18 protein-coding genes and 1 pseudogene are annotated in these 17,617 nt (G+C 67.2%); 5 read left to right on the forward strand and 14 right to left on the reverse strand.

Annotation, left to right across the window (positions count from 1 at the left end):
- Positions 1-241 (forward strand): annotated as a pseudogene (locus N5079_RS10870) (aldehyde dehydrogenase); the annotation flags it as partial.
- 184 nt (positions 242-425) lie between these two features.
- On the opposite strand, the gene N5079_RS10875 reads toward N5079_RS10870, so the two are convergent.
- From N5079_RS10875 to N5079_RS10900, 6 genes are all read right to left on the reverse strand, one after another.
- Positions 426-776 carry a hypothetical protein gene (locus tag N5079_RS10875; protein ID WP_261583496.1) on the reverse strand — a complete coding sequence of 117 codons (351 nt, stop codon included), beginning with the start codon at positions 774-776 and terminating at the stop codon, positions 426-428.
- A 109-nt stretch (positions 777-885) separates the two neighbouring features.
- Positions 886-1,047 (reverse strand): hypothetical protein, encoded by a 162-nt coding sequence (locus tag N5079_RS10880; protein ID WP_261583497.1) that lies wholly within the window; start codon positions 1,045-1,047, stop codon positions 886-888.
- Positions 1,048-1,408: 361 nt separating this feature from the next.
- A complete protein-coding gene (locus tag N5079_RS10885; RefSeq protein WP_261583498.1) occupies positions 1,409-3,067 on the reverse strand; it encodes an extracellular solute-binding protein in 1,659 nt (552 codons plus the stop codon).
- 22 nt (positions 3,068-3,089) lie between these two features.
- Complete coding sequence (locus N5079_RS10890; protein ID WP_261583499.1) at positions 3,090-4,031, reverse strand: carbohydrate ABC transporter permease; 942 nt, start codon at positions 4,029-4,031, stop codon at positions 3,090-3,092.
- Complete coding sequence (locus tag N5079_RS10895; RefSeq protein WP_261583500.1) at positions 4,028-5,020, reverse strand: ABC transporter permease; 993 nt, start codon at positions 5,018-5,020, stop codon at positions 4,028-4,030. Before N5079_RS10895 ends, N5079_RS10890 begins: the two co-directional genes overlap by 4 nt.
- A complete protein-coding gene (locus tag N5079_RS10900) occupies positions 5,020-5,226 on the reverse strand; it encodes a hypothetical protein (protein WP_261583501.1) in 207 nt (68 codons plus the stop codon). The genes N5079_RS10895 and N5079_RS10900 overlap by 1 nt, the downstream gene beginning before the upstream one ends.
- 643 nt (positions 5,227-5,869) lie before the next feature.
- Between N5079_RS10900 and N5079_RS10905 the strand changes: the two genes are divergently transcribed.
- Positions 5,870-6,562, forward strand: a complete 693-nt coding sequence (locus tag N5079_RS10905; RefSeq protein ID WP_261583502.1) for an SDR family oxidoreductase — start codon at positions 5,870-5,872, stop codon at positions 6,560-6,562.
- 40 nt (positions 6,563-6,602) lie between these two features.
- On the opposite strand, the gene N5079_RS10910 is transcribed toward N5079_RS10905, so the two are convergent.
- Both N5079_RS10910 and N5079_RS10915 read right to left on the reverse strand, forming a co-directional pair.
- Positions 6,603-7,280 carry a cytochrome b/b6 domain-containing protein gene (locus tag N5079_RS10910; RefSeq protein ID WP_261583503.1) on the reverse strand — a complete coding sequence of 226 codons (678 nt, stop codon included), beginning with the start codon at positions 7,278-7,280 and terminating at the stop codon, positions 6,603-6,605.
- Positions 7,237-7,896, reverse strand: coding sequence for a molybdopterin-dependent oxidoreductase (locus N5079_RS10915; RefSeq protein WP_261583504.1), 660 nt, complete (start codon positions 7,894-7,896; stop codon positions 7,237-7,239). Before N5079_RS10915 ends, N5079_RS10910 begins: the two co-directional genes overlap by 44 nt.
- Positions 7,897-8,359: 463 nt before the next feature.
- Here N5079_RS10915 and N5079_RS10920 point away from each other — a divergent pair, with 463 nt between their 5' ends.
- Positions 8,360-8,788: an organic hydroperoxide resistance protein gene (locus tag N5079_RS10920; protein ID WP_261583505.1), complete on the forward strand. Its 429-nt coding sequence runs from the start codon at positions 8,360-8,362 to the stop codon at positions 8,786-8,788.
- 574 nt (positions 8,789-9,362) lie between these two features.
- On the opposite strand, the gene N5079_RS10925 is transcribed toward N5079_RS10920, so the two are convergent.
- From N5079_RS10925 to N5079_RS10940, 4 genes are all read right to left on the reverse strand, one after another.
- Complete coding sequence (locus N5079_RS10925; RefSeq protein WP_261583506.1) at positions 9,363-9,857, reverse strand: hypothetical protein; 495 nt, start codon at positions 9,855-9,857, stop codon at positions 9,363-9,365.
- Positions 9,858-10,082: 225 nt separating this feature from the next.
- On the reverse strand, positions 10,083-11,495 hold the full coding sequence (locus N5079_RS10930) for a WGR domain-containing protein (protein WP_261583507.1): 1,413 nt from the start codon (positions 11,493-11,495) through the stop codon (positions 10,083-10,085).
- Between the two features lie 100 nt (positions 11,496-11,595).
- Entirely contained in the window at positions 11,596-12,576 is a 981-nt protein-coding gene (locus tag N5079_RS10935; RefSeq protein WP_261583508.1) for an SGNH/GDSL hydrolase family protein, read from the reverse strand.
- Positions 12,554-13,633 (reverse strand): alpha/beta hydrolase, encoded by a 1,080-nt coding sequence (locus tag N5079_RS10940; RefSeq protein ID WP_261583509.1) that lies wholly within the window; start codon positions 13,631-13,633, stop codon positions 12,554-12,556. Before N5079_RS10940 ends, N5079_RS10935 begins: the two co-directional genes overlap by 23 nt.
- Before the next feature lie 173 nt (positions 13,634-13,806).
- Between N5079_RS10940 and N5079_RS10945 the strand changes: the two genes are divergently transcribed.
- Both N5079_RS10945 and N5079_RS10950 read left to right on the forward strand, forming a co-directional pair.
- Entirely contained in the window at positions 13,807-15,021 is a 1,215-nt protein-coding gene (locus tag N5079_RS10945) for an SPFH domain-containing protein (RefSeq protein ID WP_261583510.1), read from the forward strand.
- Between the two features lie 59 nt (positions 15,022-15,080).
- Positions 15,081-16,193, forward strand: coding sequence for a hypothetical protein (locus N5079_RS10950; RefSeq protein WP_261583511.1), 1,113 nt, complete (start codon positions 15,081-15,083; stop codon positions 16,191-16,193).
- A gap of 93 nt (positions 16,194-16,286) precedes the next feature.
- Here N5079_RS10950 and N5079_RS10955 read toward each other — a convergent pair whose 3' ends face one another.
- The gene (locus tag N5079_RS10955; RefSeq protein WP_261583512.1) at positions 16,287-17,081 is read right to left on the reverse strand and encodes an SAM-dependent methyltransferase; all 795 of its coding nucleotides are present in this window, start codon (positions 17,079-17,081) and stop codon (positions 16,287-16,289) included.
- A gap of 47 nt (positions 17,082-17,128) precedes the next feature.
- Positions 17,129-17,617 (reverse strand): PaaI family thioesterase, encoded by a 489-nt coding sequence (locus tag N5079_RS10960; protein WP_261583513.1) that lies wholly within the window; start codon positions 17,615-17,617, stop codon positions 17,129-17,131.

The following is a 17,617-nucleotide window of genomic DNA, read 5'->3' on the forward strand; positions in this document are numbered from 1 at the left end:
CGAGATCGCCTTCGACTACGGGATGTTCTGGTTCAAGGGCCAGACCATGGGCACCGGCCAGTGCAACGTGAAGAACTACAACCGGCAGCTCTGCGCGCTCATCCACGAGGGAAAGGCCCGGCCGTCCTGGGTCGTCTCGCACGAACTGAACCTGGACCAGGCCCCCGACGGCTACGAGCACTTCGACCGGCGGGATCTCGGCTGGACCAAGGTCGTCATCCATCCCGGCCAGCTCAGCTGATACGCGGTGCCCGGCCACCGACGCCAGTGCGCACGCCAACAGCGGCCGGCCCCGGTCGAAGGCCGGCCGCCGCGATGGCGCGTCCATCGCCGGAAGGGTCCCTCTTCGAGCCGCCTTCCACCACGTTGCGGGACCTGCGCCTCATCTCCTAGGAGGGCTGGCGGTTCCTCGACGCTGACGGCTGTCACATCAGCTCATCCAGCATGCCGTGCAGGTGGGCGGCGGCCACCTCGATGTCGTCATACTTTCTCTGCGCGGCCCGCACTTCCGCCGCGATGACGCCGCACCGGTGCACCTTGTCGAAGTCGCCGTAGGGGAACTTATAGCGTCCTTTGTTGTCTTCGTCCTGTTCGTCGTCCAACCCGAGGTACCACTTCTGGTACTCACCGAATCCGTGTTGCTCGATAAACGTGTTTTCCTGCGCAGCCGACGGCTGATGTTCGCTCCAGTCATCCATCACATCCAATACGACCCGCTTCTGCTTGATCAGGTTCTTGGCGTGATCAAACGCCCGCTGATTCAGCCTCACCGCCATGGCCCTTGCCCCGATCTATCCCGCCCAGCAGTCCCTTATTACGCCGGTTGGCGGCCGCGTGGTGGTGCTTGACCGGGATCGTCGCACCGCGCCCACGACCGCGATGCCCTCACTCCTTGGGGAGTCGCTCAGCGAGCAACTGCTTGCCCTGCTCGCCCGTCGAGTGGCAATGGGCCTGGATTCCAGCGAACCAATCGGCGAGTTCCTCGTCGCCTTCGCGCCGAGCGTCGGCGATGTAGGTCTCCAGCTTCCAGGCCATCCTCAGAGACATGTGGAGCACGGTAATCAGGTCGTAGTGCTTGTCCTTGATCGGGCCTTTCGGCTGTTGCGACATGATCGGTTCCCCCGCCTATCCGACTGGCCGTAACCAGGCTGATGCCCGCCCCTCCGTTGGATAACACTGGTCCCTGGAGATCAGCACGCCGTCCTGCACCGGCGAGGCGAGTGCGCGAGGTTCTGTTCGATACCCACGTCGGAGCAGGATCGCAGGACGATGTCTGCCGTCTGCTGGCCGCGGCGCTGCGCTCCGTCCACAGGTGATACCGCTGAACACTACGGCGCTCAGCCGGACGTTGCCGACCGGAGCGGGCTCGGCCCACTCCGCGGTCGGCGCCGGCCGGCTGAGCGCGGTGTCACTTGCCGGCCTTGTACTTGTCGTAGTCCTTCTGGTTCAGTTCCAGGTACCGCTGCAGGCCGACGCCGTCGAGACCCTTGACGTAGGCGTCCCAGTCGGTGTCGATGTTCTTCGACCCAGTGATGAAGGCCAGCTGGCCCTGGGCGACATAGCTGTCGAGGTTGGTCTTCAGCGTCGCGAGCTCGGCGCTGGCGCTCGGGTCCGTCCAGACCGAGACGGTCGGGAAGAACTGCGCCTTGTCCTCATGGCCCTCGTACAGCTTGGTGGCCTGGAACAATCGCCGCTCCAATCCCTCCTCGGAGTAGATGTCCTTCGGCACCACCTGGGCATTGCGGTAGGCGAGGGGCATGTTGTACTGCGCCATCGCCTCCCAGGCGATGTTCTTGGGGTGCTGCGTACCCGGCGTGGGCTTGTACAGCGGCGTGGCCTTGTCGTCAAGCGCGATGTCGCCGGGCCCCGGCTTGGTCCAGCCCACGCCCTCCGGACCCATCACCGCGGTCTCGGTGCCCTCGGTCGTGTAGATGTAGTCAAGCATCTTGATCGCCGCGACCTGCGCCTCCTTGCTGGCCTTGTTGGTCAGCATGAAGGTGAAGGTGCTGGAGCTCGGGTAGTTCAGACTGCTGTAGCTCTTACCGGACGGCCCGGTCAGCGGCGGCGCGGCGTCGTACTGCTTGTCGCGGCCGTCCTTGGAGCCCAGCTGCACGAAGATGCCCGGGTACAGGAGAGGCGACGAGCCGATCGTGACGGCGTCGGGGTTGTTGCCGATCGCCTGGAGTGCCTCGGCGTTCTGGGTGAAGGAGGCCTGGTCGATCAGGCCCTCCTTGACCAGCGAGTGGATGTACTTCAGGCCTTCGCGCCACTCGGGCTTGGTCACCGGAGTGGTGACCTTGTCGCCGTCGAGGGTGAGCAGTCCGAACCCGCCGTTGTTCGCACCGGCCGGGGGGTAGGCGAACGCGCCCATCAGGTAGTCGATCAGGTGACCGTCCTGTGTGTCGGTGGTCATCGGGATCTCGTCGGCCTTGCCGTTGCCGTTCGGGTCCTTGGTTTTGAAGGCCTTCAGGACCGTGCGAAGCTCCTCTGTGGTCTTCGGCATCTGCAGGTTGAGCTTCTTCAACCAGGCGCTGTTGATCCACAGCTTGGCCGGGTAATAGCAGTGGAAGCAGTCCGACCATTGCGGCAACGCGTAGATGTGCCCGTCGGGCGCGGTCGACATCTCCTTGAGCGTCGTGTTGGAGTCCAGCGCCTTCTGGATGTTCGGCGCGTTCTCCTTGATCAGGTTCTCCAGCGGCACCGCGACGCCCTGCTTGCCGAGCTTCAGCACCTCGGCCTGGCTGAATCCGTCCACCCAGGGGATCAGCAGGAACAGGTCCGGGTAGTCGCCGCTGGCGAGCGCGATCTGCCTCTTCTCCTTGGCCGGCCCCGCGTCGTATGTGGTGGTCTGCCAGTGGAACTGGATCTTGAACTTGTCACTCATCAACTTGGTGACCGGGTTCGTGTCCAGATTCACGTCCGCGCCGGCGGGCGCGAACGTGTTGATGATTACCTTGCCGTCGGCGCCAAGCTTGGGCTTTGAGTCCTCGCTGGAACTGCAGCCCGCGACGCCCAGTGCCGTGGCGACCGCCAGTGCGGCGGCTGCCCTCGTGAAGCGTATTTCCATGGTTCTTTCCAATCGTGAGTTGCTAGCCCTTGACGGCGCCGACCAGCACGCCCTTGGTGAAGTGGCGGGCGACGAACGGGTAGATGATCAGTACGGGCAGGCTCGAGACGACGATGAGGGCGTACTTCAGGACGTTGGCGAGCTGTTGCTGCTGCAGTTGCTGGGCCACGTCCGCGGCGCCGACGTTGCGCTGGTTCAGGATGAGGACGTTCCTGAGCACGATCTGCAGCGGAAAGAGATCTTGATCCTTGAGATAGACCAGGGCGTCGAAGTAGGTGTTCCACTGGAAGATCACGTACATCAGCGCGAGTACGGCCAGCAGCGGCTTCGACAGCGGCAGCACCACCGACCGGAGATAGCGAAGCTCGCTCGCCCCGTCCAGCATCGCCGCCTCGTGGAGGTCCTCCGGGATGGAGTTGGCGAAGAACGTGCGTGCGATGATGACCTGCCAGACGCCGATGGCGTTGGGGATCAGGAGCGCCCAGCGGGTGTTCAGCATGCCGAGGTCCTGGATCACCATGTACGTCGGGATCAGGCCGCCCGAGAACAGCATGGTGAAGATCAGGCCGGTCATCAGCACGTTGCGCCCGAAGAAGTTCTTGCGCGACAACGGGTAGGCGATGGCGACGGTCAGCGTGACGCTGATCAGCGTGCCGAAGACGGCGTAGATCAGCGAGTTGTAGTACCCCCGCAGGATCTGCGGATTGTTGAGAGCGACCTCGTAGGCGTGCAGCGAGAAGTCGACCGGCCAGAAGGTCACCCTGCCCGCGGAGACGGCACTCGCGCTGCTGAGCGAATTGGCGACGATGTAGACCAGCGGCAGCAGTACCAGTCCCAGGATCACCGCGAGCATGATCGTCACGACGACCACGAACACCCGGTCGCGGAACGGCTCACGGATCCGCTCCTTCGCCACCGGCTTCCGCCGCAGCCTGGACAGGGGCGACGTCGTCAGCGCGCTCATCCCCACAACCCCTTCCCGGTGATGCGCTTGGCGGCGAAGTTGACGAACAGCAGCAGGCAGAGATTGACCACCGAGTTGAACAGGCCGACGGCGGTCGCCATGCTGAAGTCCGCGTTGACCAGGCCGGTCTTGTAGACGTAGGTCGCGATGATCTCCGACTGCGCGAGGTTCAGGTCGTTCTGCAGCAGGAAGGCCTTCTCGAACCCGATCGCCATCATGTTCCCCACGCCGAGCACCAGGATGATCACGGCGGTGGGCATGATTCCCGGCAGGTCGACGTTCCGGATCCGCTGCCACCGGCTGGCACCGTCGATCTTGGCCGCCTCGTGCAGCGCCGGATCGATACCGGCGAGAGCGGCCATGTAGATGACCGCCGAGTAACCCGTGGTCTGCCACACGTCGGACCACACGTAGATGTGCCGGAAGTAGTTCGGATCGCCGAGGAAGTCGACCGCCGGGATCCCGAACAGGCCGAGCGCGTCGTTCACGATGCCCAGCCGCGGCGACAGAATGAGGATCGTCATCGACACCGCCACGACGGTGGAGATGAAGTAGGGCGCATAGGTGAGCAACTGGACCGAGCGCTTGAACAAGCCGTCGCGAATCTCGTTCAGCGCTATGGCCAGCACGATCGGGATCGGGAAACTCGCCAGCACCAGGTAGAACGCCAGGATGAAGGTGTTCTTCAGCAGCGTGCCGAAGACCGGGTTACTGAAGAACAGCTCGAAGTTCTTGAACCCGACCCACTCACTGCCCCAGATCCCCTGAACGACGTTGTAGTCCTTGAACGCGATGACGGCGTTGCTGATCGGGATGTACTTGAAGATCACGAAGTACGCCACCGGCACGATCACCAGCAGGTACAGCTGCCAATAAAGCCGCCAGGAGTGTTGCGCCTCGGCCCAGCGGCTACGCCAATAGCGCGCGGGCGCGTTCCGGCGCCGGCGGGACGGGACCGGCGGGCTCGGGCGCCGCGTGGTGACCGCCATCAGTCCACCCGCAGGTCGGCGGCGGCGTCGAGGTCACAGTCCATGCCGATACCGGGTGCGTCCGGCGGCCAGACCCTGCCGTCCATGATCACTGATCCGGTCCGGGCGATGGCGCCGAGCTGCGGGATGTGCTCGACGAACCTGCCGTTTGGTACAGCACAGGCCAGGCTCATGTGCAGCTCCATCAGGAAACGGGGTGACCTCACAGTCACACCTGGTCGAGAGGGTTGAGAGGGGATCGAGTGGTTTGAGGTGATTTGAGAGTGCGTGGGATGGTACCTGTCGCGATATGACCGGCCAGTGGCCGGATCGACGAACGGATTGAGGCCGGCGGGGTCAGGGAACGACGAGCGGACTGGAGGCTGACCGGCCGCCCCGCGCGCCCACCGCCCACAGGAAGCGAGCGGCTGGACGCGGCCGGCTCATGCGGGTAAGCCCTGTCGATGAGCGCGCGAGCGGCCCTGGTGACGGCGACGGAGAACAGCTGGAGCCGGCGCGCGAGGCTTACCCGAGTGAGTGGGCCCTGGGTCAGCATCGCTGTGATCACCGCCGTGAACACAGCCATTGCCGCCAGTGTCACAGCGGGCTAAGCCGTGCCTTGCGGGAAACATAGGCGAAACGTAGGAGCAATATTTAACTTCGTCAAGTATTGATTTCGGCTCCAGACCGGTCCTACGCTCGGCGGCACCCCTGCGCCTGTCGCCCGCCGCAGAACCGAGGACCTGATGCCCGCGTGCTGTTCGACCCCGATCACCACCTGTGGCTGCCGCGCGGCCCGGCAACCGCGTACGCCGCCCGGCTCGCCGAGGACGGCGCGTCCGCGGTGCCATCAGCTCTAGGGTGAAGTCCATGTCCGAACGACCGACGGCGCTCGTCACGGGCGCCTCACGCGGGATCGGGGCTGCCGTGGCCCAGGCCCTCGCCCCTACGTACGACCTGGTCCTTGGCGGCCGGGACCGCGCGGCACTGGACGCCCTGTGCGCCGAGCTGCCTCATGCCCGCCCGTGGGCGGTCGAGCTCACCGAGGTGACCGCAGCCGACGTCGAGGGGATCGACCGGCTCGACCTGCTCGTCCACAGCGCCGGGATCGCCCGGCTCGGCGCCCTGGCCGAGACCCCCGTGGAAGTCTGGCGGCGGACGTTGGAGGTGAACGTCACCGCTGTGGCCGAGCTGACACGGCTGCTGCTCCCCGCGCTCCGGGCGGCTCGGGGCCACGTCGTTCTGATCAACTCGGGTAGCGGGCAGCGGGCCAACCCCAACTGGGGGGCCTACGCGGCGAGCAAGTTCGCCCTGCGCGCCTACGCCGATGTCCTCCGTGAGGAAGAGCACCACGAAGGCATCCGGGTCACCTCGATCTACCCCGGACGGGTTGACACCGACATGCAGAGGGACGTCCGCGCCCAGGAGTCCGGCCCGTACGAGCCGGACAGGTACCTCGAGGCCGGCTCGGTCGCGCGTGCCGTGCTGGCCGCCGTGACCGCGACGCCCGACGCCCACATGACCGAGATCAGCGTGCGTCCCTCGGCCGGTCCTACGCGATGAACGGGCACGTGCCCCTTCTTGATCTTGTGCTGCCCTCAGACTAGTGCTGGCTCGGACGAGATCCCGCGGTGTGGTCCTCCTCCAGCCACTTGGAGTGCCACCTCTTCGCCCAGGCCCGTTCCACGTAGCCTGTGCGCATCCCCCGCCGTGCGTGCGGATCCCGGTAGGCCATTCGCATGTGCCCGATCAGGACGAGGCCGATGGCCAGGGCCGTCACATCGTGCACGAAGATGGCGCTCGTCCGGGAGATCACCGGCAGGAGTCCGGTGAACCACATCAGCAGACCCGTGACCATCATGATGGGCACAGCTCCGGCGATCCACCCGGCGTAGATCTTCTGCCCGGCATTGAACTTGCCGGCAGGCCGTTCGGCAGGCGAGGTCCAGCCTTTACGAACCGCTCGCAGCCACTCCTTGTCGTACCGCGCCAATCGGTTCAGTCTGCGTAGATCGGCGCGGAACGCGGACGAGGCCAGGCCGAGAAGGAACGGCGCCGGCAGCAGGATCCCCGACCACTCGTGGACGACGACCACCAGGTGGCGGCGTCCGACCAGTTCAGCGAGCGGCTGCAGATACAGACAGGCCGCCGCCCCGACGCACAGCAGCATGAGCCCGGCCGTGGCACGGTGGACCAGCCGCTCGGCTCGGGTGAACCGCAATATGCGCCGGGAGCGCTCAGGCGGAGCCGTGGTGCCCGTCAAGCCAACCGTCGACGTCATAGCCGTACTCCTCCCAATAACCAGGGATGACCTTGTCGGTCACCGAGATGCCGGAAAGCCATTTGGCCGACTTGTAGAAGTACATCGGCGCCGCGTACAGCCGCACGGGCCCACCATGAGCGTGAGTGAGCGGCTTGTCCTGCATCTTCAGGGCCACCAGCACATCGGAACGGCGTGCCTGCGCGAGCGTGAGGCTTTCGCTGTACACGCCGTCGAAGCAGGTGAAGCGGACCGCCTGAGCCCCAGGTCGCACGCCGGCCGCGTCGAGGAGGTGCGAGAGCAACACCCCTTCGAAGGGCGTTCCCGGGACCCCCCAGCCGTCGGTGCACCGCACATCACCGACGATCCGGGTCTGCGGCAACTCTCGCAGGGCATCGAGCGTGTACGTCCCGGGGCGGTCGACGAGGCCATCGATGGTCAGCTGGTAATTCGTATCGTCCTTCCGGGGCACCGAGCCCGCGACGCTGAAATAGCGGAAGCCACCCGGATTGGGCAGCACCCCCGTCAAACCGGTGGGGTCCTTCTGCGAGACGGCCTCGAGGACCTTCCCCCAGCCACCCTGCACGTACGGCGCGGCGACAAGGCCCGCGGCGCCGGCGCCGAGCATCGACAACATCACCCGTCGCGCGATGGGGGGGCCGCTTTCGGCTCCATTTCGTGAATCAGACATATCGCCCATTCGAGCAGGTCGCCATCCTCATGGCCAGCGGCGACGGATGGCCGTAAGACTTCCGTCAGCTTTGCTCAGGTGCCTGGCATGGCACGCGAGCGCGGGGAGGGCTACGACGGCGCGGCGCTCGCAGTGGTGAACTCCGCATGCCACCCGCCGTTCCGCAGCTCAGCGCCGAGGGCCGGTGGACCGAGGCGACCCCGGCGCAGTCGCAGGACAGCGGAGCCCGGGACCCTCTCCGGGCGAGGCGCCGATCGGCTGAGCACTCCTTCCCATGCCCCTGGCGCGGCTCGCACCGTCACCACCTTGACAGGTGACTCCCGATATGGCCAACATAGTCATCACTTAGACCGGTGACGCACGCGAAGTGTGCCAGTTCGGATGAGCTCCCGCCAGGAAGGAAACAGCCATGAGTGCCAGCTACACCGCGGTCGTCACTGTGACAGGAGAGGGCCGCAACGGAGGCCGGGCCACGGCCGACGACGGTCTGCTCGACACCACCCTCGCCATTCCCAAAGAGCTGGGCGGCGCCGGAGGAGCGACCAACCCCGAGCAGTTGTTCGCCGCCGGCTGGGCCGCGTGCTTCCTCGGCGCCGTCAGGAGGGCCGCGGCACAGCGCAAGGTGACGCTGAAAAGCACAGGCATCACGTCCGAGGTGACCCTGCACCACGGTGACGACGGCCAGTTCGGTCTGAGCGCCGTCCTCAACCTCACGCTGGGCGGCGTGGACCAGCAGACCGCCGAAGAGCTCGGCGCGGCCGCCCACCAGCTCTGCCCCTACTCCAGGGCCACCCGCGGCAACATCCCGGTCACCATCCGGGCGACCGCCGTCGCCTGAAGTCCCGCCATCGGCGGCGCCGCACCGGCGGCGTCAGACCAGGCGCTCCGCATAGCGAAGGAGCATCGTGTTGTACATGTCGAATGTCGTGAAGGCCCTGTCGGTGGCCGTACTCCTGGGGGCCGTCGCCCTCGCCTGCTTCGCCCAGGTGTGGTGAGCCTCGAAGGGTGAACGGCGGGCGCGAGGGACACCGCGCCCGCCATTCACCGATCGGCCGCCTTTTCTTTATCTTGGTGAGACAGCGCATTTTTCGCCAAGGGGGCTGCGTGCGGATCCAGTGGCTCCTCCTGCCGCAGAGTCGGTCCGACTTCGTGGCCATGACGGCTGACGGCGGATACGCCGTGATCGCCCCCTCGATGAAGCGGCGAGCGTCTGGACGCTGGCGAATGAACCGGACCGGTTCGCCACGCTGAAAGGAATTTCCGAAGACCCCGTAGTGGCGGTCGCGGGGCGAAGTGATCCCACGCCTCCTGGTGGAGCTGCCCGTCATGGGACGGCTGGTGGACATCCCTGGGCCATGCCCTCAGGTCCGGTGAGCCGCCGGAACTCACACTGCCCGCTCGTGCGGAAGAGATCAGTGGCAGCGGATGTCCCAGCCTGGATCGGTGCTGTCGAAGATCTCGACTATGAAGGACGTGGGCCAGCCGTTGTCGAACCGGCTTGAGTATTTGGGGAAGTAAACCGTCACTTGCGCGCGCTCGCCATCAACGCCGGGGATGTCGGCCTGCTTGTAGTACTTCGTGATTTCCTCCTCGGGGAGCTGCGTCGTCAGCGAGAACCTGACGAGGTAGTCACAGTGATCCCCGTTCGATCGCAGTTCGACCGAGCCTTCCGCGTCATAGTCCGCGAACTCCGTAGAGGGAGGCAGCGGGTAGGCGTAGAACCGGTCGGTGAAGTCGTCCAGCCGTCCGTCATCGGCCCACATCGGGATCTTGACGAGGAGGAACAAGCCGAGCACCGGTAAAGCCAGAGCGATAACGAGAGCGATGAGGCAGCCCTTTACCGCGTTCCTCGGAGAGGACGGAAGCCGGGGAAGGTCATCGGAGGGAACGGGTGGATCAGTCTGCATCGCACCAACTGGAAAATCAGGGGGCACCGGATGGACATCTTCCAGCTCATGAAGATCCGCAGGCAAGATCAGACCGGCCGCTTCGCGTAGCGCGGCGTAGTCGCAGCACCCACCTCAGAGCACGTCCCCGGCGCCCGCGTGGGTTGCGCGGCGCCGGAGATCGTGGAGGCGGAGTGGGGCCGGATCCCAGCCCGTCCAGGACTCGCCGCATCAACCGCTGCGCTCTCAGACCAGCCGCCTGATCTCGCCGAAGGTGCGATAGAAGCCGCCTCGTCCCGAAGGGCGCACCCCCTCGACGAGGTAGCGCGCGCCCACCTCCCGGATCTCCTTGGGGAACTGCACGTTCCACAACTCGTAACCAGGGCTGACGACGCGGACGCGCAGCCGCTCCCCTTCACGCACGCACTCGACGACCACGCCGTCCCCGGCATGGGTGACCGTCTCCAACACGACGGACGGCTCCACCGCCGCTAGCGACGCCGCCGCCTTCACATCGAGGGGCTCCGGCACGGTGCCCTCCCGGGCCGCCGCGATCGCCATCTCGCTCGCGTCGATGCAGGCCAGAGAGCCGTCGGTGGTGACGATGTACAGGCGGTCGTCAAGGAACTGCATGGAGAAGGCCGACCCGCAACCCGTGCCGAGCTTCCACAGCCGCTCCCCCGAGGCGGCGAAGCAGTACACAGAGGAGTGGCTGTCACCGGCGAAGACGTAACGTCCCTCGGGCGAGGTCGCGCAGGAGTAGACGGGACCGTCGCACCGGTAGACGGCCTCGACGGCGCCGTCGCTCTTGGACAGACGGTGGACCGTGCGGCGGGCCGTGCCGGCGTAGACCGCGTGCTCCTCCTGCCAGCCGAACAGCACCTGATCGGCCACCGGCGTCTGCCAGACGGGGCTGCCGTCGGCGGCGTCGTAACGGGCCACACCACCCGAGTGGCCGTGGTAAACCGCGTCCTCGTCGCACCTGACCATCCACCCGGCGTTGCCCTGGCCCGTGCGCGACCACTGGAACTCGTCCTCGTAGTCGATCGTGGTGATCCGCCCGTCCCGGTCGGAGACGCCCAGGATTCCGTCGTGGATGTCGAGCCAGTAGATGTCGACCTCGGCGGCGATCTCATAGGCCGCCCTTGGCACCTTGCCACTCAGGTCGTACACCTTGCCGTCGTCGCAGCCCGCGTAGATCCAGAAGTCGTCGGCCACAATGCACTTGACCCCGTCCGGCAGCCGGAAGCGGCCCGTCACGGTGCCGGAGTGGGTGACGGTGTACACGTCGCCACGCTGGTTGCCGACCCAGCATCGCTCCTCGTCCACGAAGATGCCGAACGCGGAGGCGCCGCTGTTGAAGCGCCACAGGACAGGCGCCTGCTGGGCGGTGGAGCGGGTGCTGGCGATGGTCCTGCGGGTGACCGCCCTGGGCTGCCGTACGCCGCGTACGGCCGGCGCGTACCCCTTGCGCAGCTTCTCACCGACCTTCTTGGCCGCTGCGGCCTGCGCTTTCTCCTCGGTCGGGAAGATGGTGACCTTGGTCTGACCGGCCTCGCCGATGCGCCCGTAGGTGATCGTCACCTGTGTCCCGGACACGGTCGTCTCGTAGAACTTGTGTGATCCGCCGCCGTCTTCAGACAACTCGAGGTAGGTCATGTCCGCACTCTCCGGATAGCCAAACTTGATCAATTGGTCGGGAGACTAGAGCACGGCGATGACAAAACCGGTGCCGCGAACGAGCCGGCAGTGCCTACGGCTACCGCTGAAGGGCGGAGAGCACCTGGCGGGCGATGAGCTGGTGCCCGGTGGCGGCGGGATGGTCGCCGTCGGCCGCGAGGAGGGTGGTGTCGTCCCCCGTCGCGCCGTAATCCTTGAACGGCGTGTACAGATCGACATACCGTGCGCCCCCGGCCTGGGCCGACGCGGCGAGCGTGCCGTTCACCGCCCGCGTGAGACTGTCGCTGTTGGTGACGTACTTCTCCCCCTCGGCCCTGCCCATGGCGCCGTCCACGAAGACGTTCCAGTAACCGGTCACGATGATCCGGCTCCCCTGCCGTGTCTGCAGCGCCCGCACTCTGGCCAAGATGGCGTCCATGTTCGCGCGTAGCCGTACCAGATCGTCCTTGTAGCAGGCCATGCCGGCGCTCGGCCCGCAGTCGTCGTCGTCGATGGTGCCGCTGTCGAAGTCGTTGGCCCCGATCGTGATGATCGTCAGATCGGCGGAGAGCAGGGTCTGCCGCGCGGAGTCGTCCTTGAGCTGGTCGAGCAGTCCCTGGGTGGTGAGCCCGGCGGTGGCGAGGTTGTCGCTGACGACGTCCGTGCCCTGCTTCGCCGCAAGGGCCTCGCCGATCAGCGAGACGTAGCTGCTGCAGTCGCACGCGGATCCGGCCGGCACCGAGTCGCCGAGCCCCACCACGGTCTTCACCACGGTGTTCACCGTGGCGGGAGCGTGTGACGACGGCTTCTTCGAGCTGGGTCGCGAGAGCGGGGCGGCGAAGGCCCAGTCGTGCGCGACGAATACATGGGCCGCCGTGCCGCTCCGCGTCACTCCGGCGGCCGGGAGGTCGAGCAGGACGCCCAGCATCGTCATCACCGCCAGGAAGGCCGCTCGCGCCCGGAGCCGCGCCCGGCGTGCGATTCTCGCCTGGACACGCCGTGACCGGCGGGAGCCGACGTCACGTCCGTTGACCGACAACACGTCCTCTGCCAGGTCGCTAATGGAGCCGACGGGGGTCATGCAGCTTGCTGGAGATCCACTTGAGGGCCGCCGGCAGCATTGAGCTCCATATGCCGTAGTTGTGGCCCCCGGTGGGGAGGATGGACGAGAAGACCCGGGTCGGGGCACGAACGACCTGACGCAGCCGCAAGATGTCCGGTGCCGTGTCGGAGTCCTGACGGGTGCCCATGACCAGCAGCGACACCCGCGGATGGTGCCTGCCCAGCACCTGGAGGAGATCGTTGGCCTTCAGCAGCGCGGGCGACCGGGTCACGGCCTGCGCGGTCGGCGTGAAGTATCCGGACAGGCTGACGGCGGCCGCGTATTGCCCGGGATGTTGGACCGCGAGTTTGGCCGCGCAGAAACCGCCCTCCGAATATCCCATCGCGGCCCAGCCCGCCCCGTCCCTGCGGGCGCGGAAGTTGGCGGTCACCATGTCGCGGACGTCTTCGGCGGCCCAGGTCTCCGCGCGGGGGCCGCCGGGGATGTCGGTGCAGTCGGTGTCAAGACCTGGCGCCAGCTGCATCGTAGGGGCGACGAGGATGGCCGGCCGCGTCGCGCCCCTCGCCATCTCCTGAGTGAGGAGCCCGGTGATGTTGAGCATGGTGAACCAGTTGTGTACGGGTCCGGGATAACCGGGCAGCAGCTCGATCACAGGGAACAGCTCGTGCCGGTAAGCAGGCTGGCCGTACTGCGGCGGCAGCCACACGTAAACCGGTGCCCTGATGTGCGTTCTCGGCCCGTCGTAGTCGACGACCCGCACTCCGTCCTGGCCGAACGGCACGAATCTCTGGCTTGTCGAGGCCTGGAACCCGTGCCCGGGTGACGTCAGCGGCACGAGAGCGTCTCCCGCGTCACCAGTGCTGGAACCGGCCAGGTCGTCCCACGTGGCGTAGAACTCGAACTGGTCGTTGACGACGACCGCGACGGTGAGCACCGCGCATACCTGACAGAGGAGGACCAGAGCAGCTCGCCGCACGCCCTGCGACAGCGCCGGCCCGCGCAGCCGGCCACCGATCCACACGGACGCGACCGTCACCGCGACCGTCAGCACGATCGTCCCGACGAGAAGTGGCACCCCGAGAAGGCTCATCACAGCCTCACACTCTCTTGGCCCGCCCGGCTGAACACGACGGGACCTGTGCACGCTACTACAACCCCCGTCAAGTCCTCCTAAGTGGCGGCGCCTCGATCACCAGGCGCGTTGACCCTGGTCATGGCGAGCCGGAAACAGGGGTCTGGTCGTTGTTTGTGGCACTTGTTATGGTCGGCGGCGACGCCGAGCACGGGCCGCTCGGCATTCGTCAGGTGACGGCCGGGGGAAACGTGGGCTTCATGGACCGCATCCGCGGTGAGTTCGTCGACATCGTGGAATGGACGGACGACAGCAGGGACACCGTTGTCTGGCGTTTCCCGCGCTACGAGAACGAAATCAAGATGGGCGCCCGGCTGGTGGTCCGGGAATCGCAGACGGCCGTCTTCGTCAACGAGGGCCGCATCGCCGACGTTTTCACCCCCGGCACCTACGTCCTCGAGACGCGGAACCTCCCGCTGCTGGCGACGTTGAAAGGCTGGAAGTACGGCTTCCACTCGCCGTTCAAGGCCGAGGTCTACTTCGTGAGCACCCGCCAGTTCACCGATTTGAAGTGGGGCACCCAGAATCCGGTCATCGTCCGCGACCCGGAGTTCGGCATGGTGCGGCTGCGGGCGTTCGGCGCGCTCTCGGTACGGATCACCGACGCGGCCGGTCTCCTGCGGGAACTGGCCGGGACCGACCCCCAGTTCCGCACCGAGGAGGTGCGGGAATACCTGCGGCAGCTGATCGTCGGCCGGCTGGCCAACGCCCTGGCCACCGCGAACGTCCCCGTGCTCGACCTGGCGGGCCGACAGGACGCTCTGGGCGCCCGGCTGGCGGCCGTCCTCAGTGAAGAACTGGCCCCGGTCGGCGTATCGGTGCCGACGTTCGTCATCGAGAACATCTCCCTGCCCCCGGAGGTCGAGGCGGCGATCGACACCCGCACCCGGATCGGCATCGCGGGCGATCTCGACCAGTACACCCGGTTCCAGACCGCGAACGCGATCGCTGACGCCGCCCGCAACCCCGGAGGCGCCGGCGAGGGTATCGGTCTGGGCCTGGGAATGGCCATCGGGCAGCGCCTGGCCGCCGGAGCAGCGCCAGAAGCGGTTCCGGGAGTGGTCCCGGGAGCGGTTCCGGGAGCGGTTCCGGCCAATCCGGTCGCCGCGGCAGGCGGCCCGCCGCCGATTCCATCGCAGGGGGAGTGGTACGTCGCGGTGGACGGCCGCCAGCAGGGGCCGTACGACCTCGCTTCGCTCCCCGGCCTCGCGCTGACCGGCGCCACCCTGGTCTGGCGGGCGGGCATGCCCGCCTGGCTCCCGGCCGGCCAGGTGCCCGAGCTCACCCAGCTGATGGCCCGCATCCCGCCGCCCCTGCCCCCGCAGGTCTGAGGCCCGGCCGCGGCGAACGGCCACCTTGCTCTCACCCGCTTCCCTCCGGAGGACCGGCCTTGTCCGACCCTGACACCACCGGCCCCGCGACCGCGCGCTCCTACCCGTGCCAGTCGTGCGGGGCCAGCCTGGAATACGCCCCGGCCACCAACGCCATGCGCTGCCCGTACTGCAAGCAGGGACAGCCAATCGCGCCCGCCGCGCGGGGAGTGCGCGAGCACGGCTACGCCGAGTTGGCCCAGATGCCGCTCAAGCCACGGGAAGCCGCCGAAGCGGCGCGGCTGTTCATCTGCCCAGGCTGCCAGGCGCGTACGGAAAGCGACACGCTGTCCGAACGGTGCCAGTTCTGCGCCACGCCGCTGGTGGCCGACGCGGGGGCCACCGAGCGGATCACGCCCGAAGCGGTCGTCCCCTTCGGCATCGACCGGAACGGCGCCCGCGCCGCGCTGCGCACCTGGACGTCGTCTCGTTGGTTCGCCCCTTCCACCCTCAAGAGGGTGACCGAGGCGGAGACCTTCAAGGGGAGCTACCTGCCGTACTGGACATACGACGCGGACACGGTCTCTGACTACACCGGCCAGCGGGGCGACCACTACTGGGAGACCGAGACGTACACCGTCACGACGAACGGCGAGAGCCGGACGGAGACCCGTGAGATCATGCGGACCCGCTGGTCGCACGCCTCCGGCACGGTTTCGCGCGCCTTCGACGACGTGCTCGTCGCCGGTACGACCCGAGTGGCCTCGAAGCAGTTGGAGAAGCTCACCCCCTGGCCGCTGGACGAGGCCATTCCGTACCAGGAGCAGTATCTGGCGGGTTTCCAGACCGTGCGCTACGACATCGAGCCGGAGGACGGCCTCGATCTGGCCAAGGAACAGATGTCCCCGGTCATCAGGGCCGACTGCCGCGACGACATCGGCGGGGACGAGCAGCGGGTCCACTCGGTCGACACCCGCTACTCCGGCCTCAGCTTCAAACTGGTGCTGCTCCCCGTCTGGTTCCTGAGCTACCTCCACGGCGGCAGGAGCTGGAACGTGATGGTGAACGCCCACACCGGCGAGGTGATCGGGCAGCGGCCGTACAGCACCGCCAAGATCCTCGCCGTCACACTCACCGCTGTGGCGATCGTCACCGTGGTAACGCTGATCCTCATCAGGAACAGCGCCAGGTAGGCGGCCGGAACAGCGAAGGCGGCGGAGCCTTCACTCTCCGCCTGGTGCTGAACTGACCCATACGCGCCCCGGAGGCCGGTCGCACGCGGCTGGCTAGGGTTTGCGGCCCACACCGCCCTCCACGACCATCAGCGTGGGGACGTGGTCCATGAGCGGACGCCATTCCTGGACCGGGAGCAGGCCGGGCTCCACCAGCTCGAATCCGTCGAAGAACCGCATGAGCTCGTCGTGGGTGCGGAACGTCGAGTGCGCGGGGGTGTTCGCCGTCATCGCCCGCAGGTTGCGGAGGGCCTCCGGATCGCTGCCGGCGGTCATGTTGGAGATGACGACATAGCTGCCGGACGTCATTTCCTCGCGCCACCGCGCCACGATCCCCCGGGCGTCCTCCTCGTCGGTGACGAAGTGGAGGACCGTGAGGAACAGCACCCCGACCGGCGCGCTGAAGTCGATCAACGCACGCAGGCGCGGGTCGGCGAGGATCACCTCGGGGCGGCGGACGTCCGCTTCGACGGTGATCACGCCTTCGTCGGTCGCCAGCAGGGCGTCGTTGTGCACCTTCACCACGGGATCGTTGTCGACGTAGACCACTCGCGCGGACGGGTCGGCCTCCCGGGCCAGCTCGTGCACGCTGGGGGGCGTCGGGATGCCGGTGCCCAGGTCGATGAACTGGCGGATTCCCTGCGCGGCCAGGAACCGTACGGCTCTGGCGAGGAAGGCGCGGTTGGCCCGTGCCACGGAGCGCGTGTCCGGCGCCACGGACAGGAGCTTCTCCGCGACCTTCCGGTCGACGGCGTAGTTGTCCTTGCCGCCGAGAAGATAGTCGTAGACCCGTGCGGAACTCGGCACCGAAACGTCGACACCCTTGGGAACCCGCTCCAGCCCAGCCATGGCCGCTCCACAATTTCAGCAATCGCCCTCGGCGATCATAGCCGCCATCAGGAGCCGGTCGAGGGCCAGAGGATGAGCTGGGTGCAGCGGAACAGCGCCAGCTTGCGTCCGGACGCGTCGGTCACGGTCGCGTCCCAGACCTGGGTCAGCCGGCCGCCGTGCATGAGCGTGGCATGGGCGCGTACGGTCCCCTCGCGGGCCGTGGCCAGATAGGAGGTCTTGAGTTCGAGCGTGGTGAAGCCACTGGCCCCGCGTGGCAGCGTCACCCGGCAGCCCAGACCGCAGGCGGTGTCGGCGAGCGCGACCACGGTGGCCGCGTGCAGGTAGCCGTTCGGGGCGAGCAGGTCGGGACGGACGTCCAGCTCGGCGACGAGGCTGCCCTCGGCCACCTCCACGACGCGGAACCCGAGGAGACCGGGCAGCCGTCCCACCGTGATCTCGGTGAGGCTCTCCGCGCTGGGCAGGGCGGACTCGTCATGAGGGCCGGGTGTGGGGCGGGGGGCGCGGTCACCGGCCGGGTCCGGATCGCTGTTCAC

Source organism: Planotetraspora sp. A-T 1434, from assembly GCF_025420585.1.
Classification (GTDB): Bacteria; Actinomycetota; Actinomycetes; order Streptosporangiales; family Streptosporangiaceae; genus JAOEGB01.